The 22734-nt window shown below is 46.5% G+C and carries 23 protein-coding genes; 20 read left to right on the forward strand and 3 right to left on the reverse strand.

Annotation, left to right across the window (positions count from 1 at the left end; translation table 11 throughout):
* Nucleotides 1-19: 19 nt before the first annotated feature.
* Together QZ371_RS07310 and QZ371_RS07315 are read right to left on the reverse strand one after the other, a co-directional pair.
* Nucleotides 20-727 carry a hypothetical protein gene (locus QZ371_RS07310; protein WP_295211163.1) on the reverse strand — a complete coding sequence of 236 codons (708 nt, stop codon included), beginning with the start codon at nt 725-727 and terminating at the stop codon, nt 20-22.
* Nucleotides 724-1179: a LytTR family DNA-binding domain-containing protein gene (locus QZ371_RS07315; protein ID WP_295211165.1), complete on the reverse strand. Its 456-nt coding sequence runs from the start codon at nt 1177-1179 to the stop codon at nt 724-726. The genes QZ371_RS07310 and QZ371_RS07315 overlap by 4 nt, the downstream gene beginning before the upstream one ends.
* A 449-nt stretch (nt 1180-1628) precedes the next feature.
* Here QZ371_RS07315 and rplU point away from each other — a divergent pair, with 449 nt between their 5' ends.
* The 20 genes from rplU (at nt 1629) to QZ371_RS07415 (ending at nt 21951) form a co-directional block, all read left to right on the forward strand.
* A complete protein-coding gene (rplU, locus tag QZ371_RS07320) occupies nt 1629-1940 on the forward strand; it encodes a 50S ribosomal protein L21 (RefSeq protein WP_295211168.1) in 312 nt (103 codons plus the stop codon).
* A complete protein-coding gene (locus tag QZ371_RS07325; RefSeq protein ID WP_295211169.1) occupies nt 1940-2257 on the forward strand; it encodes a ribosomal-processing cysteine protease Prp in 318 nt (105 codons plus the stop codon). Before rplU ends, QZ371_RS07325 begins: the two co-directional genes overlap by 1 nt.
* Before the next feature lie 37 nt (nt 2258-2294).
* Nucleotides 2295-2576 (forward strand): 50S ribosomal protein L27, encoded by a 282-nt coding sequence (gene rpmA / locus QZ371_RS07330; protein ID WP_295211171.1) that lies wholly within the window; start codon nt 2295-2297, stop codon nt 2574-2576.
* Nucleotides 2577-2721: 145 nt separating this feature from the next.
* Nucleotides 2722-3999 (forward strand): GTPase ObgE, encoded by a 1278-nt coding sequence (gene obgE / locus QZ371_RS07335; RefSeq protein ID WP_295211173.1) that lies wholly within the window; start codon nt 2722-2724, stop codon nt 3997-3999.
* Nucleotides 4000-4044: 45 nt separating this feature from the next.
* On the forward strand, nt 4045-4440 hold the full coding sequence (locus tag QZ371_RS07340) for a ribonuclease III domain-containing protein (RefSeq protein ID WP_295211176.1): 396 nt from the start codon (nt 4045-4047) through the stop codon (nt 4438-4440).
* A 169-nt stretch (nt 4441-4609) separates the two neighbouring features.
* Nucleotides 4610-5353 (forward strand): YebC/PmpR family DNA-binding transcriptional regulator, encoded by a 744-nt coding sequence (locus tag QZ371_RS07345; protein ID WP_295211177.1) that lies wholly within the window; start codon nt 4610-4612, stop codon nt 5351-5353.
* 277 nt (nt 5354-5630) lie between these two features.
* Nucleotides 5631-6950 (forward strand): WG repeat-containing protein, encoded by a 1320-nt coding sequence (locus QZ371_RS07350; protein ID WP_295211178.1) that lies wholly within the window; start codon nt 5631-5633, stop codon nt 6948-6950.
* 412 nt (nt 6951-7362) lie between these two features.
* Nucleotides 7363-8799: an adenylosuccinate lyase gene (gene purB, locus QZ371_RS07355; protein WP_295211179.1), complete on the forward strand. Its 1437-nt coding sequence runs from the start codon at nt 7363-7365 to the stop codon at nt 8797-8799.
* Nucleotides 8800-9029: 230 nt separating this feature from the next.
* Nucleotides 9030-9665, forward strand: coding sequence for a hypothetical protein (locus tag QZ371_RS07360; RefSeq protein ID WP_295211181.1), 636 nt, complete (start codon nt 9030-9032; stop codon nt 9663-9665).
* A gap of 36 nt (nt 9666-9701) precedes the next feature.
* Nucleotides 9702-10835, forward strand: coding sequence for a hypothetical protein (locus QZ371_RS07365; protein WP_295211183.1), 1134 nt, complete (start codon nt 9702-9704; stop codon nt 10833-10835).
* Between the two features lie 56 nt (nt 10836-10891).
* Entirely contained in the window at nt 10892-11488 is a 597-nt protein-coding gene (fic, locus tag QZ371_RS07370) for a protein adenylyltransferase Fic (protein ID WP_295211185.1), read from the forward strand.
* Between the two features lie 86 nt (nt 11489-11574).
* Nucleotides 11575-12840 (forward strand): aminotransferase class V-fold PLP-dependent enzyme, encoded by a 1266-nt coding sequence (locus QZ371_RS07375; protein WP_295211188.1) that lies wholly within the window; start codon nt 11575-11577, stop codon nt 12838-12840.
* A gap of 429 nt (nt 12841-13269) precedes the next feature.
* Nucleotides 13270-14400, forward strand: coding sequence for a cysteine desulfurase family protein (locus QZ371_RS07380; protein ID WP_295211191.1), 1131 nt, complete (start codon nt 13270-13272; stop codon nt 14398-14400).
* A gap of 150 nt (nt 14401-14550) precedes the next feature.
* The gene (thiI, locus tag QZ371_RS07385; protein WP_295211194.1) at nt 14551-15726 is read left to right on the forward strand and encodes a tRNA uracil 4-sulfurtransferase ThiI; all 1176 of its coding nucleotides are present in this window, start codon (nt 14551-14553) and stop codon (nt 15724-15726) included.
* Between the two features lie 330 nt (nt 15727-16056).
* The gene (locus tag QZ371_RS07390) at nt 16057-16590 is read left to right on the forward strand and encodes a CinA family protein (protein ID WP_295211197.1); all 534 of its coding nucleotides are present in this window, start codon (nt 16057-16059) and stop codon (nt 16588-16590) included.
* The gene (locus QZ371_RS07395) at nt 16577-17647 is read left to right on the forward strand and encodes a class B sortase (protein ID WP_295211200.1); all 1071 of its coding nucleotides are present in this window, start codon (nt 16577-16579) and stop codon (nt 17645-17647) included. Before QZ371_RS07390 ends, QZ371_RS07395 begins: the two co-directional genes overlap by 14 nt.
* A 126-nt stretch (nt 17648-17773) precedes the next feature.
* Nucleotides 17774-18892, forward strand: coding sequence for a cell wall hydrolase (locus QZ371_RS07400; protein ID WP_295211202.1), 1119 nt, complete (start codon nt 17774-17776; stop codon nt 18890-18892).
* A gap of 171 nt (nt 18893-19063) precedes the next feature.
* The gene (locus tag QZ371_RS07405) at nt 19064-20527 is read left to right on the forward strand and encodes a SpoIID/LytB domain-containing protein (RefSeq protein WP_295211206.1); all 1464 of its coding nucleotides are present in this window, start codon (nt 19064-19066) and stop codon (nt 20525-20527) included.
* 63 nt (nt 20528-20590) lie between these two features.
* A complete protein-coding gene (locus QZ371_RS07410; protein WP_295211209.1) occupies nt 20591-21310 on the forward strand; it encodes a zinc-ribbon domain-containing protein in 720 nt (239 codons plus the stop codon).
* 35 nt (nt 21311-21345) lie between these two features.
* Nucleotides 21346-21951, forward strand: a complete 606-nt coding sequence (locus tag QZ371_RS07415; RefSeq protein WP_295211212.1) for a Maf family protein — start codon at nt 21346-21348, stop codon at nt 21949-21951.
* On the opposite strand, the gene QZ371_RS07420 is transcribed toward QZ371_RS07415, so the two are convergent.
* Entirely contained in the window at nt 21939-22649 is a 711-nt protein-coding gene (locus QZ371_RS07420) for a DUF421 domain-containing protein (protein WP_295211215.1), read from the reverse strand. The genes QZ371_RS07415 and QZ371_RS07420 overlap by 13 nt on opposite strands.
* Nucleotides 22650-22734 lie beyond the last annotated feature (85 nt).

Genomic DNA, 22734 nt, shown 5'->3' on the forward strand with positions numbered 1-22734 from the left:
AGGAAAAGGCTTAATAGTCTTAGATGTATGTTATATCAACACCTGAAGCTCTCACTCTGCCACGGAGGATAAGGGTCTTGCTGTCTTTATCAGCGTGCTTGTCGCCCGAGGTGTCAACGCCGCCGATAACGCAGTCGGCTTCGCTTATAACGCACCAGCTTCTTGGAATGTAAAGCTCAACGCCGCCGCAGGTCACGTCAAGGTTTACAACAGCTTTGTCGGCGGCAAGATCGGCGTTGTCGAAATAAACTTCCAGCCCAGCGCACTTGCTGCGAATGTTGACCTCTTTGAGCGTTTGCGAGGTGATGTACTTTGTGCAGCCCGAAAAGCTTGTGCTGATATCCACAACTTCACCGTCAACAGAGGAAGAATCCCACTTGGGGTGATCTTCCATTCCTGCGCTCCACTTGCTCTTTGTAATGCGGTAGCGATAGGGGAACAGCAGGGAGAAACCTGCGCTCAGCAGCACGGCAGCACCGAGGACAGGCCAAGGGGTGAACTTTTCGATGCCGAGAACATCGTCAAAAAGTATTGCGATGAAAGCAAGTGGGATAAAAATTCCTGAGAAATTAAGGTGACGTATACTTGTGATGATAACGGGCATAAGCAGCAGGGCGATTATAATGCTGAATGCGGAAACAGAGCCCAGCAGGTCGGTTTGGGCGAGGATAAGGGCAGCGGCAGCGCCGATAAGGAAAATGCCCCAGATAAGATTTTTGCCTTTCATAGAAATCTCCTTTCAACAAGACGAAGTTTTAAAAGCTTGTAATAATTCCGTGAAGCGTACACCTGTTTGTGGGTGCCTGCGAAGCTGACGAGGCTTGCGGAGGTGATGTTTCTTTCCACGGAATAGATGTGTTTGACGTTTACAATAGTAGATTTTGAGATACGCACGAACTTTTGCGGCAGGATATTTTCCAGCTCGAAGAGCTTCATTTTGACTTGGAAGATATCGTCAGCGGTATGAGCATTGAGAGCGTGTTCGGCGGTCTCGAAGAACAGGATAGAATCGAGGGAGGGGAAGAACTGAACGTTGTCCTTTAGGAAAACGATATCGGTATCGGTGGAGAGGTTTTCGGCAGCACGTTTTAGCTGGAGAATATTCTCGTCGATATCACGGCAGCGAATGACGACTTCATTTTGAGATAGGGAATCGTCGAGTTCGATCTTAACTTTCAAGCTTTCACCTTCGAAGTATTGGTATGAGAACATTATACGGCAAAAAGGTTGGTTTGTAAATAGAATTTAGCTAAGAGGTGAGAAAACGGCGGTAAGAAGTGTTAATTAGTGAGGAGTGAGGAGTGAAGGTATCGCCTAGCGGCGATGATTTTTTTGTAGGGGCGACCTTTGGTCGCCCGTTGATTGTTGAAACGTACTAATGCACTATTGATATGTAAGGGCAAACATCGTTCGTCCATTGGGTATCTTTTTTTGATATGCTCCTATTAATAATGGTATCACACTTAAAAATGTTAATTTATTGTAAACTTTTTGATGATTTTTATTATATCCTTGACTTTGAACAATAGATGTGGTATGATATTAAAGCCGCATATTCACGGTCAAAAGCGTTTGTGAAGGCAGGCCACCGTGCGTAGCGAGTTTAATAAAAGGTAGGTGCATCAGGAATGTACGCAGTAATCGAAACAGGCGGAAAGCAGTATCAGGTAAAGCCAGGCGATGAGGTATTCATCGAGAAGCTGGACGTTAACGCAGATGACGCTGTTACTTTTGATAAGGTAATGGTAGTAGGCGCAGACGACGGAATCAAGGTCGGCGCACCATATGTTGACGGCGCAACAGTATCAGCTAAGGTTCTTAAGAACGGCAAGGCTAAGAAGGTAACTGTATTCACTTACAAGCCAAAGAAGGGCGAAAAGACCAAGATCGGTCACAGACAGCCTTACACTAAGGTTATGATCGAAGCTATCAACGCATAATGATCTGCGCTGATTTCTTCAGAGACCCACAGGATAGATTGACGGGATTTCGTATAACGGGTCACGCTGGCTATGCTGATTATGGGGAGGACGTTTGTTGTGCAAGCGTCTCATCGGCTGTTATGATGACGGCTAACACGATCACGGAGGCTTTTAAAATAAAGGCTGACGTTGACGTGGAAGAAAACGAAATAATACTCAGGCTCGCAGATGATAGCGAGGAGGGGGATAAAGTCCTGCTGGGACTTATCACACACCTTTATTTCCTTGCAGAAGAATTCTCGGGCAGGATCAAAGTCAGCGTCAAAGATATCTGACGCCGACAGGATTACATTTTATGGAGGTGTAATTTAAATGATTAAGATTTCTATGCAGTTTTTCGCTCATAAAAAGGGAATGGGTTCTACAAAGAACGGACGTGATTCAGAATCCAAGAGACTCGGCGTAAAGAGAGCTGACGGTCAGTTCGTACTGGCTGGCAATATCCTCGTTCGTCAGAGAGGTACTCACATTCACCCAGGCGAGAACGTAAAGAGAGGTTCTGACGATACTCTGTTTGCTACAAGCGACGGTGTTGTAAGATTTGAAAGACTCGGAAGAGACCGTAAGAAGGTTTCGGTTTATCCCAAGGCTTAATTTTGTAACATATGACCCTGAGCCTTAGGCTTGGGGTTTTTTGTTGTTATGTATGTTATCCTCAGGGATAATTTCGCCCCCAAGGCAGAAAATAATCAAGATCGATCGAGATAATAAATCAATACTTAAATAAGGAGGTTTGGATATGTTTGTCGATCAGGCGAAGATATATATAAAAGCAGGTGACGGCGGCGACGGCGCAGTTTCCTTTCACCGTGAGAAATACGTTGCGGCAGGCGGCCCGGACGGCGGTGACGGCGGCAAGGGCGGAAATATTGTTTTCGTTGTGGACGACAATATTTCAAACCTTATAGATTTCAGATATAAAAGAAAATATATCGCCGAAAAAGGACAGAACGGCAGCGGCAAAAATTGCTCGGGCAGGAATGCTCCCGATGTTGTTGTCAAGGTGCCGAGAGGTACTGTGGTGAGAGAGCTCAAAACAGGCAGGATACTCGCCGACCTTTCTACCGACGAGCCTGTCGTTATCGCTCACGGCGGCAAGGGCGGACGTGGCAATGCACACTTTGCTACCTCTACAAGACAGATACCAAAGTTTGCAAAGCCCGGCTTCCGTGGTGATGAGTATGAGGTTATGCTGGAGCTCAAGCTTATCGCTGACGTGGGACTTGTGGGCTTCCCGAATGTGGGCAAATCAACGCTTATTTCCGTTGTTTCCGCAGCAAAGCCTAAAATCGCCAACTATCACTTTACAACCCTCACACCTGTGCTGGGCGTTGTGAAGATAGAAGAGGGCAAGTCCTTTGTTATGGCTGATATCCCCGGACTTATCGAGGGCGCAAGCGAGGGCGTCGGACTTGGACACGAGTTTTTGCGCCACGTTGAAAGATGCCGCCTTATCGTCCACGTTATCGACGTTTCGGGCAGCGAGGGCAGAGACCCTATCGAGGACTTTGAAGCCATCAACCACGAGCTGGAGAATTTTTCTATGGAGCTTGCGGAAGCGCCTCAGATCGTTGCGGCAAACAAGAGCGATATGGCTACCCCAGAGCAGATCGAGAGGCTCAGAGAGTATGTTGAGGATAAGGGACTGCTGTTCTATGAGATATCCGCTGCCACCACAAAGGGCACAAAGGAGCTTATGTTCGGCGTGTGGGACAGACTTTCCGTCCTGCCCCCTGTTAAACAGTTCGAGGCTCAGCCGCTCACGCAGGAAGAGCTTGACGACAAGCTCGTTTCAAAGAAGGACTTCCGTGTCACCGTGGAGGACGGAGTTTATTTCGTGGAAGCAGATTGGCTTTGGGATATCCTCAGAACGGCGGATATGGAGGACTATTCGTCCCTCCAGTATTTCCAGAACGTCCTGCGTACCAGCGGCATAATCGACAAGCTTGAAGAAATGGGTATCGACGAGGGCGACACGGTTTCTATATTCGACTTTGAGTTCGAGTATCTGCGATAGGAGATAGGGGGAGTTTTTACGGAAAAGCTTTCTGACAGAGAAGCTATGCAGTATTCGCCGCTTGCCCTTGCTTTTATCGGCGACGGAGTTTATGAGATGAGGGTCAGAGAGAAGCTTATCCTTGGTGCGAATATGCCTGCTGACAAGCTCCACAAGCTGACTGTTAAAAGGGTCTGTGCTGAGTATCAGGCGCAGGCTGTACATAAATGGATAGAGGACGGTTTGCTTGACGAGCAGGAGACGGAGCTTTTCAAGCGTGGCAGAAACGCTAAAGGCATTAATGCGCCGAGACATTCCACCGTTGGCGAATACCGTGCCGCAACAGGGCTGGAGTGCCTTTTCGGATTTCTGTATCTCACAGGCCGTGAGGACAGGATAACAGAGCTTTTTGAATCCGCCTGGGCGATTGGCGAAGATAATAAAGATAATAAAGATAATTGAGTTTAGTTAATGTTCAATATTCGGGGCATTGAGAAAAAAGCCCTGCGCAGACGTTACGTTTGTGTAGGGGCGAACATTGTTCGCCCGTTGGCTGTTGTTTTTTTAGACTGAATATTGTGTATTTTATAAATTTACATTTCAAATTTTTACATATTAAGGAGTGAATCAAATGTCAGGTCATTCAAAATGGGAAAACATTAAGAGAAAAAAGGGTGCGACTGACGCCGCAAGAGCAAAGATATTCACAAAGATCGGCAGAGAGATCGCAGTTGTAGTTAAGCAGGGCGGCGCAGACCCGGCAGGCAATGCAAAGCTCAGAGACCTTATCGCAAAGGCAAAGTCAAACAACGTGCCTAATGACAATATCGAAAGAATTATCAAGAAGGCGGCTGGCGACGGCGACAAGAACAGCTATGAGTCAATGGTATACGAGGGCTATGGTCCTAGCGGTGTAGCCGTTATCGTTGAGTGCCTTACAGACAACAAGAACAGAACAGCAGGCGATATCCGTCACTTCTTCGATAAGTTCGGCGGCAATATGGGTACATCAGGCTGCGTATCATTTATGTTCTCAGACGTTGGAACAGTCGTTATCGAAAACAACGGCGCTGACGAGGACAAGATTATGGAAGACTGCTTCGAGGCAGGCGCTGACGATTTCAACGTTGAGGACGACGTTATCGAGATCGCTTGCGACCCTAACAAGGTATCCGCAGTAAGAGAAGCTCTCGAAGGTATGGGCTACAAGGTGCTTTCCGCAGAGGCAGAGAAAGTTCCTTCCAACTACACAACTATCGAGGACGAGGACGCAATAAAGAAAATGGGTCTCCTTCTCGAGCACCTCGAGGACGACGACGATGTTCAGAACGTTTATCACAACTGGGAGAATATGCCGGCCGAAGAAGAGGAATAAGCTCCGAGAGGTATATTTTACCGCAAAAAGCATATAATAATAGCCGATCTGTTATGGGACAGGTCGGCTTTATTTTGTCACAAAAAGTGTAAAAATGACTGAATTAATCGAGGGGAACATATTTGTAATTGTATGTTGTGCTATTGACATAAATCGGGTTATAGTATATAATAATCGTATGTGTGGATATTGCCGCAGGAGATATAAATATAAAAATAAAAAATTAAACAAAATGCGGCAGTCTCAGAAAGAAGCAGAAAATGATAGGAGGAAACTTATGAACAAGTATATTTGTTCCGCTCTTACTGCTGCCATTGCAGGTGCAATGCTCACGGGCTGTTCAATGCCTTGGGAAAACGGCAGCGGCGAAGATACCGCTCCCGACGGATATTCCTATACTGCCGATTCAAATTCTCAGCAGGAGCAGGCGTATTATTGGCTGCTCGAGCCGAGCATAAGCGCAGATAATATCATATCCTTCGACGGCAGTCAGGTCGACCCCGATAACGAGCAGAACACGGCGTATGCAAGCTACTCTGTTATAAGACAGGGCGGAAAATACGGTATCATAGATTATGACGGCTCTATGGTAGTTCCTGCCGAGTATGACGATTATTATACCTGCTGGTGCGGCGAGGTAACGCTTTATAACGTTATCGACGAGAAAAACGGCGAGTATGAATATTGCAGTATCGACAGTTCTAACCAAGTCGTAAATTATGTGGCCGATCATCACGACAGCTCTCCTGAGTATTTCTGGAACGGCGAGGAGAAGCAGATATACGTCAAGAATAAAGACGAGGATTACGGCAGAGAATATACAGGCAAAAAGGCTGTCGTAGTCAGCGAGGCTGATATCGCAAAGAACGATAACGGCTATTACGACATCACGCCTAAGAAGGATTCCCTCTATGGATTGGCTAAAAAAGACAAGCTCATACTTGATATAAAATATGCTGATTATTATGCTCCTGCCTATAAGGGCGCAGGGCTCACTTGTATCGCATTTCAGAATGACGAGGGCAAGTGGGGCTATGTCGGCTCTGACGGCAAGACGATAATAGATTTCAAGTGCGACGGCGATATGAGCACATACGGCGGCAGGATAATCGACGACGAAATGGCAACTCACCCATATCTTTTCACGGGAGATTACGTTCCTGTTTCCATAAACGCTTCTTATGGCTATTACAATATCGACGGCGAGTGCATAATAAATCCGGGCGAGTTCGAGCAGGCAAGACCTGTCCACAACGGCAAAGCTTGGGTGAGAAAGAACGGAATGTGGGGCGTTATCAGAATAGGCGAAGCTCCTGCCGAGGACGAGTCCTCTGAGGAAGAGACAAGCACCACCACGACCACCACAACGGCAATGACGACTTCCGCAAGCACTTCCGCTTCCACAACAACAGCTTCCAGCACAACGGCTTCCGAAGCTACCACAACTACAACGGCTTCACAAGCCACCGAACCTGTGACAACTCCTAGCGAGACCCAGCCGACGGAAACTGAGCCGCCTGTTACAGAGCCGCCTGTTACCGAACCTGTGGTAACAGACCCGATCGTTACAGATCCCGAGCCAATACCGGCGGAATAATGTGCAAACGAGATATGGCGCAGAAAAAATAGAACAGCGAATATACACGGGCGAACGATGTTCGTCCGTTTTACTTTGTTGAAAAATGTTCAAACAAGTGGGACGTCGAGGACGCCGTCCAATGGGACGCAGACGTCCCCTACAAATTACGTAAATGCGTTGTTTTTTGTAGGGGCGAAAATTGTTGTTCGACAAGGCTCACAACAATTTGAGGTCGCCCGTTTTGCTTTGTCCGTTTGTGTTTCGTTGATGTTCTGACTTATGTTCTTGTCCAATGTCTGCAAAGTTTTGTTTTGCCACATTTGTGCCGACTTTTTTTGCTTTTTATCCCCCTCAGCTATTGTAAAGAGCCCGAAAATATGTTATAATGTATACATATTGTTTTGTATTAAAAACGAAAGAGGTTGAAACTATGACAAATTCTTACGAAAGCCCATTCTGCACAAGATATGCCAGCAAGGAAATGCAGTTTATTTTCTCCGCTGACAAGAAGTTCACAACTTGGAGAAAGCTGTGGGTAGCACTTGCAAGAGCTGAAATGAAGCTCGGCCTCGGCGTTACTCAGGAGCAGGTAGATGAGCTGGAAGCTAATATCGAAAATATCGACTATGAAGTTGCTGCAAAGCGTGAAAAGGAAGTCCGCCACGACGTTATGTCACACGTTTACGCTTACGGACAGGTCTGCCCAAAGGCTGCTGGTATTATCCACCTTGGCGCAACTTCCTGCTATGTGGGCGATAATACAGACGTTATCATTATGAGAGACGCCCTCAAGGTAGTAAAGAGAAAGCTCGTCAAAGTTATCGACCAGCTTGCAAAGTTCGCTGATAAGTATAAGTCTCTCCCTTGCCTTGCTTATACACACCTCCAGCCTGCTCAGCTTACCACCGTGGGCAAGAGAGCGACCCTTTGGTGCAATGAGCTTCTTATGGATCTGGAAGATCTCGATTTCAGACTTGCTAACCTCAAGCTTCTCGGCTCAAAGGGCACAACAGGCACGCAGGCTTCATTTATGGAGCTTTTCCAGGGCGATACAGACAAGATCAAAGATCTTGAAAAGATGATCGCAGAGGAAATGGGCTTTGACGCTGTGGTTCCTGTTTCGGGTCAGACTTATTCAAGAAAAATGGATTATCAGGTTTGCTCAGTTCTCGCAGGCATTGCACAGTCCGCAATGAAGTTCTCCAACGATATAAGGATTCTTCAGTCATTCAAGGAGATCGAAGAGCCATTCGAAAAAAATCAGATCGGTTCTTCCGCAATGGCATACAAGAGAAACCCAATGAGAGACGAGAGAATCACATCTCTTGCAAGATACGTTATCTGCGATGTTCTCAACCCTGCATTCACAGCAGGCACACAATGGTTCGAGAGAACTCTTGACGACTCTGCAAACAAGAGGATATCCGTAGCTGAAGCATTCCTCGGCGTTGACGCTATCCTTAACATTATGCTCAATGTTACCGACCCAGAGAACGGCCTTGTTGTATACGACAAGATCATCACAAGAAGAGTTATGGCTGAGCTGCCATTTATGGCAACTGAGAACATTATGATGGACGCCGTTATGAAGGGCGGAAACAGACAGGAGCTTCACGAGAGAATCAGAGAGTATTCAATGGTTGCAGGCGCAAGAGTCAAGAAGGAAGGCCTTGATAACAATCTCTGCGAGCTTATCCTTAACGACCCGATGTTCAAGATAACAAAGGAAGAAATGGACAAGATCATGAAACCTGAAAACTTCATCGGCAGATGCCCACAGCAGGTGGACGAGTTCATCGAAAACTGCGTAAAGCCTGTAATAGAGGCAAACGGCGTTTCTGACGATGTTGCAGAGATAAACGTATAGATCAACGACTTTGAAAGCAGTAGTTCCTCAATAGAATATATATAACCTGTTGTTCTCTTCGATCTTTCGGAGGGGACAACTTAGTATACGCAACACAGCACAGCTTTATAGTGTTAAGATTTTTGAGCAATGGTTCGTCAATTGTAGGGGAGAACAGCGTTCGCCCTTTTTGTCTGCAACTTTTTTGAAAGCCTGATAGTGTTGCGTTCAGTTTCGAGGTGAAAAACAAAATGGAACAGCTTGATATGACCACACTTGAAAAATACAAGAAAAGCGCCGCCGAGATATTCGACAGGCTCGCTATCGCAATGAAAAGTCCTGATGGCTATGTTCATCCGCAATCGCTGCTTTGCTGCATAGGCTCGCTGGTCGGCTTTTCCTGTCAAGAGGACGTGAGAAGGCTTTACCTCAATGCCGACACCACCGAGCAGGATATTTTCACCGTGTTCGAGGACAAGGCAGGCAGAAAGTATTTTTACGGCGATATAATCGACCAGCTCCTTGTGGGCAACACCTATTCGGTGTGGGCGTTTACGGCAGGGGTGCTCAAACGCCTTGAAGAACCTTATACGGACGTTGGCGAAATGCTCCGCTACACGGCCGCAAACGCCGGCGGACAAAGCTTCGGCAAGGTGCGAAACTGCACGACCGGAGAGACAGTTCAGGGCTATATAAAGCTTCTTTGGAAAGCACTTTTGCCTATTGCAGAAAAGGCCGCCGACAAGGGCGACTTGCACGTTATTTTCGGCTTGTGCGCACAAAGGGCTATTATGACCTGCAAAAGCGCAATAACAGTTTCGGAATGTGCAAGAATAATAATGGAAAGCGCATTGACAGGCGCAAGGCTGGATTATAAGGATTTGTAAAAAGTGGAAAAGTAAAAAATATAGGGTGAATTTAATATGAACAACAGCAGAAAAATGGCGTTATCGCTGGCATTGTTTGCGGCACTTTTGTCGGCAATGTTATGCGCCTGTGGTCCTGTTGAGGACGCCGCAAACAACGTAGATAACGACAGCAGTCAGATTTCAACGGAAGCAGTTTCAGATATTGATGACAGCCTGCCTTTGCCCAACAGCACGGGCGAAAGTTCAGAGCTGGACGATAGTTCACAGGCGGAAATTATCCACGACCCAGAGCTTATTTGCGATCTTGACGAGATACCATACACCGCAAAATGCACAGTACAGGGCAATTTCGGCGCAGGGGCAAAGCTCACAGATTATTATGGCATTAACGCAATGATAAACTCTGACCAGCCGCTTCTGAGTATACCTGTCAAGTATACTGACCCCGATTTTGGCGGCGGCACTATAACTTTTGATTATAGTGATAAAATGACCGACGAGCAGAAAGCCGACGCTGTCATAATGTACTTTGATGAGGACAGCACCTTCACAAAGCTTGAAAGCTTCAAGAGCGACAACAGCATTTCCGCAAATATCACCACAGAGGGCGTTTATATGGTCATAGACGGCTATGTTTACGATATGTTCAACGGCGAGGTCTCGGACGAAAGGCGCTATGACGTTGGTACAATGACCATAGAGCTGCCCGAATTTTCCACGGCTATCGATATTCCCGACATCGGCAATTTTACCGCCGCAAAGGTGGAAAAGCAGGAGGTCACGATCGACGATTTTGACGGCAGGAGCGGTGTTAAGATAATATATGCGAACCTTCTTGACGGCGAGGTCGATGAAAAGTATTATGGCGTTGAGCTAACGTTGTCCTATTTCCAGCGCCTTGACAGCACGACAGTTGATGAAATGCTTGATATGTACGCAAAGTCGGCTGATGTGAATACTACCGGCGACGATAATATTTGGCTGGATTATCGTGGACTTGACCTTGGAGGTGGCAAGCGTGGCTGCGTCATTGCCGCTCTGAACGAGGGCGAAAGCGTGAATGTTCAAGGGATATACCAGCTTTCTGATAGTGAATATATACAATATAATGTGATATTGCCGCTTAAGTATATCTCAATGGTAGAAGCAAGTCTAAACTCGGCGATGACATTTAGTTTTAATAAATGAAATGTTCTATTAATGCAGTAAGCAGATCTTAAACAGCACAAAAGGGGAAGCAATAAATGGCTCTTGAAAATAAACTTGGCATAACAAGCTCAGCAGAACTTGCTAGGGTCGAGGAGAAGATAAGTAAAGAACGTGCGGCGGAGCTTTTCAGCTCCGGTGCGATCGACAATATGAAGGCAGGAACATTTGCAACGCTTGCCGAGATACACCGCCGACTTTTTGGCGATATATACGATTTTGCAGGGAAAATTCGCACAGTCAACATTGCAAAGGGCGGATTTCGCTTCGCACCGCTGATGTATCTTGAAGCTTCTATTGCGAATATCGAAAAAATGCCACAGAATGACTTTGACAGCATAGTGGAAAAATACGTTGAGATGAACATTGCCCACCCATTCCTAGAGGGCAACGGCAGGGCAATGCGCATATGGCTGGATATGATGTTCCGCAGCGAGATCGGCAAGGCAGTTGACTGGAGCCTGATCGACAAAGAGGATTATCTTCTTGCAATGGAACGCAGCCCCATAAGAGACATTGAGATCAAGCACCTTCTGAAAAATGCTTTGACGACTGATACAGGCAGGGAGATCTTTATGAAAGGCATAGATCAAAGCTATTACTATGAGGGCTACAATGCGTATAATTTATTTTAATTCGGTGACTGCTGTACTATGGGAGACTTGCATAGTAGCCCGCAGTACAGATTATGCGAATAAAAAAAAGAAAGGATTTGATTTGATTGAAGATTGAAACACAATGTTTGCACGAGGGCTATACGCCTAAGAATGGAGAGCCGAGAGTAATGCCTATCGTCCAGAGCACGACTTATGTCTATGACTCCACTGATGACGTTGCGGCAGTTTTTGACGACCCGACTAAGAGCCTTATCTATTCGAGATTTGCAAACCCTACAACGGACGTTGTAGAAAAGAAGATAGCCGCTCTTGAGGGCGGCGTTGCGGCTATGTGTACGTCCAGCGGACAGGCTGCCACACTCTGCGCAATTCTCAACATCTGTCAGGCAGGCGACAGCTTTATCGCCTCAACTTCCATTTATGGCGGTACTATCAACCTGTTCAGCATTACAATGAAGCGCCTTGGTATCGAGTGCATTTACGTTGACCCAGACGCAACTGACGACGAGATACAGGCAGCTTTCAAGGACAACACAAAGCTTGTTTTCGGCGAAACTATCGCAAACCCAGCGCTGACAGTTTTCGATATCGAGCGCTTTGCGAAAATCGCCCATAAGAACGGCGTGCCGCTTATCGTCGATAACACTTTCGCAACACCTGTCCTTTGCAGACCTATTGAGTGGGGCGCTGATATCGTTATCCATTCGACCTCGAAGTATATGGACGGCCACGCAGTACAGGTTGGCGGCGTTATCGTCGACAGCGGCAAGTTCGATTGGACAAGCGGCAAATTCCCTTGTATGACCGAGCCCGACGAAAGCTATCACGGCATTGTCTACACCGAGCAGTATTCATTTGCGCCGTATATAATCAAGGCTAGAATGCAGCTTATGAGAGATTTCGGCTGCTATCCTGCCGCAAATTCGTCATTCCTGCTGAACCTCGGTCTGGAGACACTTTCAGTTAGAATGAAGCAGTATTGCGAAAACGCATTGAAGGTCGCAAAATTCCTCGAGGGAAATGACAAGGTCGAGTCCGTTGCATATCCGGGACTTGAGAGCGATAAGTATCATAAGCTTGCGGAGAAGTATTTGCCGCTTGGCACATCGGGCGTAATTTCCTTTGTAATAAAGGGCGGAAGAAGCACGGCAGTCAAGTTTATGGATAGCCTTAAACTTGCGTCCAATGAAGTACACGTTGCGGATATCCGTACTTGCATACTTCACCCAGCTTCGGCAACACATCGCCAGCTTACAGACGAGCAGCTTGTGGCCGCAGGCATAAACGGCGGAATGATAAGATTGTCAGTTGGACTGGAGAATGTGGAGGATATCATAGCAGACCTTACACAAGGCTTCAATGCTATATAAAAAGCGAAAAAATACAACGGAAAAGTCTCGACTAAAATCCAAAAACTAGCGCAGCGAAAGCGCCTGCCAGGGTCTCTGGGCAGAGCCCTGAGCAGGTTAAATTTCTTGTTCGGCATTGCTCACAAGAAATTGGACAGAGCCTCATTCGGCGATAGCCGACTTTAGTAGGCGCAGAAAATGAAAAGAAGCACAACGGAAGTTGCTGCTTCTTTTTTGTTATGTCGAAGCAAATATCCTGCGCCGATCTCATTGCAGTAAGTCCGCTCGCAAAAAGCGAAGCGATTTTGCGACACAGCTCCGTAATAAACCTGTGAGGCCACTCAAAAATAGTTGCAAATAAAGCGGATATGTGTTATAATAAATATAACTGCGATCATAAAAGCAACATCAACAAAAGCAATGTTGCCTCTGCGAAAGGACTTGAAAAGTTTGATATATCTTGATAATGCCGCCACAACAAAACCTTGTGACGAAGCGAAAAACGGCGTGATGAAAGGGCTGGAGTGTTTCGGCAACCCGTCCTCTCTCCATAAAGCAGGTCTCGATGCCGAACTGTTGGTGTCTCAGGCTCGTGAAGTAATCGCCGACTCTATCGGCGTCACACCCGATGAGATCTATTTCACTTCGGGCGCAACGGAAAGCAATAATACCGCCATTTTCGGCGCTTTCAAAGCCCACGGCAAACGCAAAAAACGTGTCGTTACGACAACTGTCGAGCACCCAGCCGTGCGAAATCCTGCGGACGAACTTGAAAAACTCGGCTGCGAAGTAATTCGCATTGCACCGGACGAAAACGGCGAAATAAACGCCCGTGATATTTTCGCTGCGGTCAATGACGATACCTTCCTTGTTAGCTGTATGCTGGTCAATAACGAGACGGGCTATATCCTGCCTGTTGCGAAAGCGTTTTCGATGATAAAGAAAAAATATCCTGCCGTGCTCACCCATTGCGACTGCGTTCAGGGCTTTATGAAGCTGCCTGTCAAGGCGAAAAAACTCGGCGCAGATATGATATCCCTCAGCGGCCATAAGGTCTATGCACCAAAGGGTATCGGTGCGCTGTATGTGAAAAAAGGCGTGCATATACCGCCTTTTATGCTGGGTGGCGGACAGGAAAAAGGTTTCCGCTCGGGTACTGAATCTGTTCCACTTATCTGCGGTTTTGGCGAAGCTGTCAAAAAACTTGCGCCGAATATCGAGGAGAACTTTGAAAAGACTTCCAAGCTTCAAAAGTATTTTATCGAAAAATGCTCAGAAAACGGCGAAATTTTCGTGAATTCCCGTGAGGGCGGTTCGCCTTATGTGACGAGTATCGCCGTCAAAGGGCTGAAATCTGAGGTGCTTTTACACTACCTCGAGAAGCGTGAGATCTACGTATCAAGCGGCTCAGCCTGCTCAAAGGGCAAAAAAAGTTCCGTGCTCAAGGAGTTCAAATACCCCGAACAGAACCTCGATTCAACGCTGAGAATAAGCTTTAGTATCGACACAACAAAGGAAGATATCGACGCACTTATGGACGGAATATCTGCGGCGCAGTCGGAGCTTTGCAGGATAAAATAAGCAAAATTTAAGCGCAAAAAATGTGCGAACAAATATTTTATACTATATTATAAGGGGACGGCTGAAAAAGGTCGGAATTTTGAGAAAAAATTTTTGAATATTTTGATTATTTTAATATCAAGTCGGAAAAACCGAAGGAGAAAATAGAAAATGAAAGAAATTATTTTGTGCAAATATGGCGAGATCGCATTGAAGGGTCTCAATAAGTCCAGCTTTGAAAGTATGATGACAAAAAGCGTCAAAAGACGTCTGAGAAGCTGCGGACAGTTTTCCGTTTCAAAGGCGCAGTCAACACTCTATGTTGAACCGCTGAACGACGAGAGCGACGTTGACGAAGCTGTCGAAAAGCTGTCGAAAGTTTTCGGTATCGTTAAGCTTTGCCGCTGCTGCGTGCTCGAAAAGGATATGAATGAGATACTCACAAAGTCCCTTGACTATATCGAGGACGAAATGGAGGCCGCAAGGACTTTCAAGGTCGACGCAAAGCGTTCCGATAAGAAGTTCCCGTTCAAGTCACCAGAAATTTGTATCGAAATGGGCGGAAAAATTCTTGAAAGATTTCCACACCTCAAGGTCGATGTCCATAACCCTGACGTTGTGGTAACAGTCGAAATAAGAGAAACAAACGCCTATGTTCACGCAGGCTCTATCGAGGGCGCAGGCGGAATCCCTGTTGGCTCAAGCGGAAAGGCTATGCTGCTGCTTTCGGGCGGAATAGATTCACCTGTGGCAGGTTATATGATGGCAAGACGTGGCGCAATAATCTCGGCTATCCACTTTGAAGCGCCACCTTATACCTCTGACAGAGCGAAAATGAAGGTGGAAAAGCTTGCGAAAATAATCACAGCTTATTGCGGCGATATCAATTTCTATTGCGTGCCTTTCACGGAGATACAGGAGCTTTTGAGGGATAATTGCCCCGAGGAGCTTTTCACGATACTGATGAGACGTCTTATGATGGAGATCGCCCAGCGCATCTGCGAAAAGGAGGATATCCAAGCCCTCGTTACAGGCGAAAGCCTTGGACAGGTGGCAAGCCAAACGATGTATGCTATGGTCTGCACCGACGCCGCTTGCAGAATGCCAGTTTTCAGACCTTGCGTCGGAATGGACAAGTCCGAGATCGTTGAGATCGCACGAAAGATAGATACTTTCGATACATCTATCCTGCCTTATGAGGATTGCTGCACCGTGTTCACACCAAAGCACCCTAAGACAAGACCGAACCTTGCGGACGTTGAAGCGGCGCAGAATTCCTTCGATTGGGAGCCTTATATCCAAAAGGCTATCGAGGGAACAAAGCCTTATCTTATCAGGAACGAATAGGTTACAAAGAGGTTAAAATGTAACCGAAATTAAATCAGTCGTACGATTTTTTGTACAGGAAAACGGCTGCGAAATATGTAGATTTTTGAGGAAAAGCCCCGATTTACGAGGGCTTTTCTTGCGGCCTGGTTCATTTGTTTTTGAGAATAATATAATGAAAAAGCGGTAAATCGGTAACAAAAGCGTAACAATATCTTGCGGATTATGGCTATCATATTGGTTTGCAAAAGCTGTCGAATTAACAAAATCGTCAAAATAGGGCGATTTTTTATGTGCAATATATAAGTAAAAGGGGCGTATAAGTCTATGAATTTTGCTGAAGGTGACAAAGTGGTTACAGAAAGTATTGACATTGTTACAAAAAGTGTAGTAAAATATATGATAAAGAACGGTCTCAGACTGTGTACTGCCGAAAGCTGTACAGGCGGAATGATAAGCCAAACAGTCACGGAGGTCGCAGGGGCTTCACAAATGTTTCTCGGCGGTGCCTGCACTTATACCGAGGAAGTGAAGATGAAGCTGCTGGGCGTGAAAGGGGAGACCCTAGAAAAGTTCTCGGTCTATTCCGAACAGACGGCTGGCGAAATGAGCAGCGGTGCAATGAAGCTTTTCGGTGCGGATTGTGCGGTGGCTGTTACAGGTATCGCAGGACCCGGGGGCGGAACAGAGGATAAGCCTGTGGGCACGGTATATGTGTCGGTGAGAAATGACAGGCGTGAGATCGTGAGGACGCTCAGACTTGACAAAGAATATGAGAATTTAGACAGAAGAATGATCCGTATGATAACAACACTGAAAGCACTTGAGATGGTGCTGGAGCTTTATGGGCAGAAAACGGAGGACGACATTAATGTCAATGGCTAATGAAACTATGAATCTGTCTGAAAAGGACGATACGAACTTTTTTATAAGAGTTGTAAAATATTTTATCCCGTGGAAGGGCGACGGCAAGGGCGAGATATTCAGAAAGATCGTTTTTATGTTTTCGATCGTTCTGTTCTGTATCTCACTTAACCAGCTTGCTGATTTTCTTAAAGCTGACGAACAGGATCAGACTTATATGCAGGAGATCGTAAATTACGAACCTGATTTCAGCGATACTGTAGATCAGACAAAGAATAATGGCGAGGACGATGTGGATATATCCGATCCTGAGGCTGCTCAGAAGGATAGAAAAGTTCAAGACTGGGCAAAGAAGCTTCTCAAAAGGAATAAAGACGTTGTGGGCTGGATAAAGATACCCGGTTTTAAGAATTCCGCAGGCGATGAATATATCAATTTCCCGGTTCTGCAAGGCGAGGATAATGAATATTATCTTTATAAGAACCTTGACAAGCAGTATTACGAGTCGGGAAGCATTTATGCAGACGCTTGGTCTACTATCAATAAGGACGGTCAGTCGGACAATATCACGATCTATGGTCACAATATGAGATATGTAGGCACTTCTTTCACTCATCTGACTGAGTATAAGAAAGGCGTTGACTTCTTAAAGAAATATCCTGTTATAGAGTTCAATACCATATATGAGAACAACGTAAAGTACGTTATAGTCGGCGCTTTTGCCACGAACGTTTACGAAAATCAGGACGACGGCAAGGTGTTCAAATATTGGACAACACGTTATTTTGACGACGCCGATTACAAGTTCGACGAATGGATCGACGAGGTAAAGAAGCGCTCTTGGTATTCAAGCGATATCGACTGCACGGAGGACGACAAGTACATCTCGCTTTCAACTTGTACAAATGAGACCTCTAATCTGCGTTGGGTCATCGTTGCAAAGAAGATGACGGCTGAGGACAACCTCGACCTTATCATCGACTCATATAAGGACAAGGACAACAAGGATATCTATTTCCCTAAGTGCTGGAGAAGCGTTTACGGCAACAACAAAAAATACTTCGGCTGGGATTACTAAATTTTTAGTTTATTACACCTTATAACTTCATTTGAGGTGTAAAATATAAATTAGCTGTGGTCAATCTCACAGACCACGGTGAAGACGGTTTGCTTGCAGACGGTCGGAAAGGGTAATGTGATAAAAATGAAGCAGAAAAAAACTGAAGACAGCTTTAAGCGTTCAGCTAAGCCGTCGGTCAGGAAAGTAGGAACAATGCTGAGCTGCGGCGCTATGGCGGTGCTTATGGTCGGAACAGTAAGTATCTTCGGACTTACTTCTGATAACAAAAAGGCTCAGAAGGACACAAAAGCTGCAATAACCAACACTAAGACCACTTCTGTGACAGAAGCAGAAACTGAGAGAGATGAGACTTATACTTCAATGAATACCGTGACTTGGAAAAAGGCCGGTATCAGCGAGTATGAAATGGCTGAAGTGCAGTCAGAGACAACAACTGCCGCTTCAACTACCAAGAAAAAGACAGAAACAACTACAAGTGCAGCTAAAGAGACCAAGATCGACAGCACAAAGATGTATGCAACCGATATCGTGAATATCAGAACTAAGGCTGATAAGAACGCTGATATCGCCGCAACTCTCACAACTGATGACGAGGTCGTTGTATCAGCAGAAACAAGCGACGGCTGGTACAAGGTTACATACGGCGAGTATGCTGGTTATGTGATGAAGGAATATCTCACAAATACTGTTCCTGCTTCGGTAAAGGCTCAGAGCGAGACCAAGACCGAGACCACTACCACAAAGGCTCAGACAACGACAGCTAAAAAGACAGAGGCTAAGACGACTGCCGCCCAGACTACTAAGGCGCAGACAGCCAAAGCCACAACAGCTGCCACAACAAAGACAGAAGCAGGAAGCAATCCTGTGATAAGCTATACTGACGAAGAGTTCGATATGCTTTGCTACGTCCTTCAGGGCGAGGTGGGCAACTGCTCTGAAAACAGCAAGATCGCTGTTGCAAATGTTATCATCAACAGAGTGAAGTCGGGCAGATTTGGCAGCTCAATAAAGGCTGTTCTTACTGCACCGAACCAGTTCACAGCGATCAGCGGCTATTACAGCGGCAGAAACACTCCTTCACAGAACACTATCGACTGTGCAAAGAGAGCACTCTACGGCGAGGATAATACAAACGGAGCAACTTATTACTACGCTCCACAGTATTGCGGCGGAAGCACAGCTGCTTGGTTCGAGTCCCTTACGTTCTGTATGGAACTTGACGGTCAGAGATATTTTAAGTAATTGGCTATTATGCTGATTATGTAGTGTAAAAATTGTATATTATGCTGAAAAGTCAGGACAGAGCTAACCTTTGTCTTGACTTTTTTTCAGTATTTGATAAACTAATACTAGGTATGAAATGATAGATTTTTTAAATGTACTATGGAAGGTCATTGTTAAGGACAGGTAATTATGAATATAACTGACATTAAGAAGATCACGATGAAAAGGCTTTGCGCCAATGTCTGCGCTGCGGTAATGGGTATCACGGCGGTGGGCGTATGCGGCGAGCTTATGCTGGGCGGCGATAAGGCGAGCGCTGAAAAGGCTCCTGCGGTGGAAAAGGTCAAGACCGCCGAGGTGCAGAGCGTTCAGACGACCACGGCGACCGAGGTCTACAGCTTCGTGAAATTCAAAAAATCCTCCGTGGATAAGTACGATATGACTTATGCCCAGGAGAAGCAGACGAAAAAGACTTCAAAGAAAAAAGCCAGCGCTTCGGAATTCAATGTCGAGCTACCCGAGGATAAGGGCGAGTATTATGACATTATGAACGACCCGATGAACTTCACCGAAACAAGAAGCGTTGCCGATGAGTATTACACGGTCTATGACATAATCTCAGGGGGCACGGTGACGCTTAACGGCCACGAGCTCCTTTGCAGGATAGTGAACAGCGAGATCGGCGGCGAATGGGGCGAGGAAGCTATCAAGGCGCAGGCCGTTGCGGCTTATACTTGGGTAAGGTTCAACGACTCTATCGGCGCAATCCCGACAGTCGGACTGAAAGAGGGCTATTCCGCAAAGATCGAGAACTGCGTAAACGCTGTCGAGGGACAGGTGGTGCTTTATAACGGCAATATCATAAATGCGGTCTATTCCGCTTCCACCGCCGGATATTCCACCACAAGCGAGGATATATGGGGCGTTTCCTATCCATATCTCAAGCGTGTCCTCAGCCAGTATGACGACAAAGACCCTAACTGGGGTATCGAGACCAAGTATACAAAGGACGAGGTCAAGGAGCGTATCGAGAGCCAAACTGATATAAAGCTTTCTGATGACGTTCAGAGCTGGTTCAAGATCGACTCGGCTTTCAGCGGAAAATATATCAGCGGCGTGACTATCGACGGCCACACAAGCTGCACATACGAGGGCAAAAGCTCACGGATAACGGGCATAACCCTTTGCAATCTCTTTGACGTGAAATCGAACGCAATGGAGATAAGCTATAAGGACGGCGTGTTCACATTCAAGTCCTACGGCTGGGGTCACGGCGTTGGAATGTCCCAATGGGGCGCTTGCTATTACGCCGAGGCTGGTTGCACATACGATCAGATATTGACACACTATTATGTAAACACCACGCTGGGCGTTTCAGCGGTCAACGATAAGGCGGTCAAGAGAGGTCAGATGACAAAGGACGAGCTTGACGATGAGATCAACAATTCCGATATCATCGACGAGAACGGCAATATTACCGAGGGCAAGCAGGATACTTCAAAGACCGATACCGAGCAGACCACGACCACCACAACAGAGCCGGCGCAGACCACGGCTCCTGTTACGGATATCCCTGGCGAGGTGCAGACAACTGTCCCTGCCGATGATACGGCCGACCAAGCTGCAAATACAAACGCAGATACCGAAGAATAAACAGGCGGAAATACGCTATAATTTTATAAATTTCTAATTTTATAATGCAAGGGAGATACCACTATGGGATTTTTTACACCAAAGAACACACCCGAAAATGCAGTTAAGGCGCAGATCGACGCAAAGCTTGCATTCATAAACGAAAAATATACCGAGATCGGACGTTTTGTTAAGCTGAAAATGGCAGATCAGATCGAAGCACCTGAGGTCAAGAATCTGATCGCACAGATCGACGCCACCCTCGCCGAGCTCAAAGGTCTTAACGAGCAGCTTCTCACTATCAGAGGGGTAAAGCTTTGCACAAATTGCGGCCACGAGATACCTGTTGCAACAGCATTTTGCCCCGACTGCGGAACAAAGCAGCCTGCACAGAATACACAGAATATGCAGGGCGGAGCAGCCGTGCCAATGGGTCAGCCTGCGCAGAATTTCCAGCCACAGGCAAATTTCGTTCAGCCGATGAATCAGGTAATGGGAAATCCTGTTGAGCCTGGCTATACACCCCCTGTTGCACGTCCTGTCAACGGCGAAGTGAGAATTGACGCACCAACGCCGGCTTCCGTTCAGCAGGCAGCAGAGCCGCAGGAAGTTGCTCAGCCGGCAGCAGAGCCTGTTATAAATGAAGCACCACAGGAAGCCGTTCAGGCTTCTGCACCTGTTCAGAACGAGCAGCCTGCACAGCCTGTTCAGCCAACGCAGGGTCAGTTTATTTTCTGCTCGCAATGCGGACACAAAGAGCCTGCGACAGTTAAATTCTGCTCGAACTGCGGCAGCAAGCTTTAATTTTGTATATCACACAAAAATAGGAGTAAAAGTATATGTCTGTAAATATCGCTTCTGAGCTTATGGAATATGATGTGATACTTGCTTCGGCTTCTCCGAGAAGGAAGGAGCTGCTTTCGCTGATGTGCGAAAATTTTCGTGTCATTCCCTCTGATTGTGACGAAACTATCCCTGCCGACGTTGCGGCGGAGCTTGCCCCCGAGTATCTTTCGGGGATAAAGTGCAGATGTATCGCCTCGGTCTACGATCTCAGCGTTGTTATCGGCTGCGACACAGTCGTTATCTGCGGCGGCAAAGTTCTCGGCAAGCCTGCGGACGAGGCCGATGCCATAAAAATGCTGGAGAGCCTTTCGGGAAAGACCCACGACGTTATCACAGGCGTGACTATCGGCAGAGGTTGCCGTTACAGAAGCTTTTCCGTTGACACAAAGGTCACGTTCAGAGAGTTAGGTCGTGACGAGATACTGACCTATGTCAAAAGCGGCGAGCCTATGGATAAGGCTGGGGCTTACGGCATACAGGGGAAAGGCGCTTTGCTGGTGGAGAAGATCGAGGGCGATTTCTTCAACGTGGTGGGACTGCCTGTCTCAAGACTCGCAGAGGAAATGCACGAATTTCTCAAAAAAGTTCAGTCAAAGTAAATTTTCTTGTTGCTCTCTGCGGTCTTAGGGAAAACTGTCACATTGTCCTTGTCGTCAACGGTGCAGAGAAAGACCTTGTCGGGGGAAGGGCAGCCCTGCTTTTTTATCTCGTTTGTGAGCCATTTTATCTCCTTGCCTGCATAGCGGAGGTTGTCCTCCATAACAACGCCGTCAAGGATAAGATTGATACAAAGTCGCTCGTCCTCTTTTTGATAGCCTAAGTCCTTGGGCGTGAGGGGCGCTTCGGCGGCACGCTCCATAAATGATATAGTGCCATTAGTTTCCAAAATGGCGTAGGATATCTTTGAAATATCGAAATAGCCCGAAGTCCTTGCCCTTGAAAGCAGGTCGTTGACGTCCAGCTTTGCAGTCTTGAGATTTTCGGGATATATTTTGCCTTTTTCGATGAGAAGTATTGGCTTGCCCGAAAGAAAATGGCGGCAATGGATAGATCTCATCGTGAAAACGGAAAGCAGAAAGCCCGTCAAGCCGTAAAGTATCATTGCGATTATCGGCACCACAAGCTCGTCCATTTCCTGCGATACCGCCATTTCTGCGGCGATAGAGCCAATTGTAATGCCGTTGATGTAGTCAAAAAGCGTGAGCTGGGAAATTTGCTTGTTGCCAAGAAGCTTTGAGATGATAAACATCACGATTATCGAGCCGACTGTCGCAAGTATCGTGTGGATGATGTTCATAAGGTTTGCCCCTTTCGGTGTTTGTTTTAAAACTGGTAGAAATATTATTCTCAGCCCGTGGCGGATTATTCCCATTCGGAATATA

The sequence above is a fragment of the Ruminococcus sp. genome, from assembly GCF_019423705.1.
GTDB lineage: Bacteria > Bacillota > Clostridia > Oscillospirales > Ruminococcaceae > Hominimerdicola.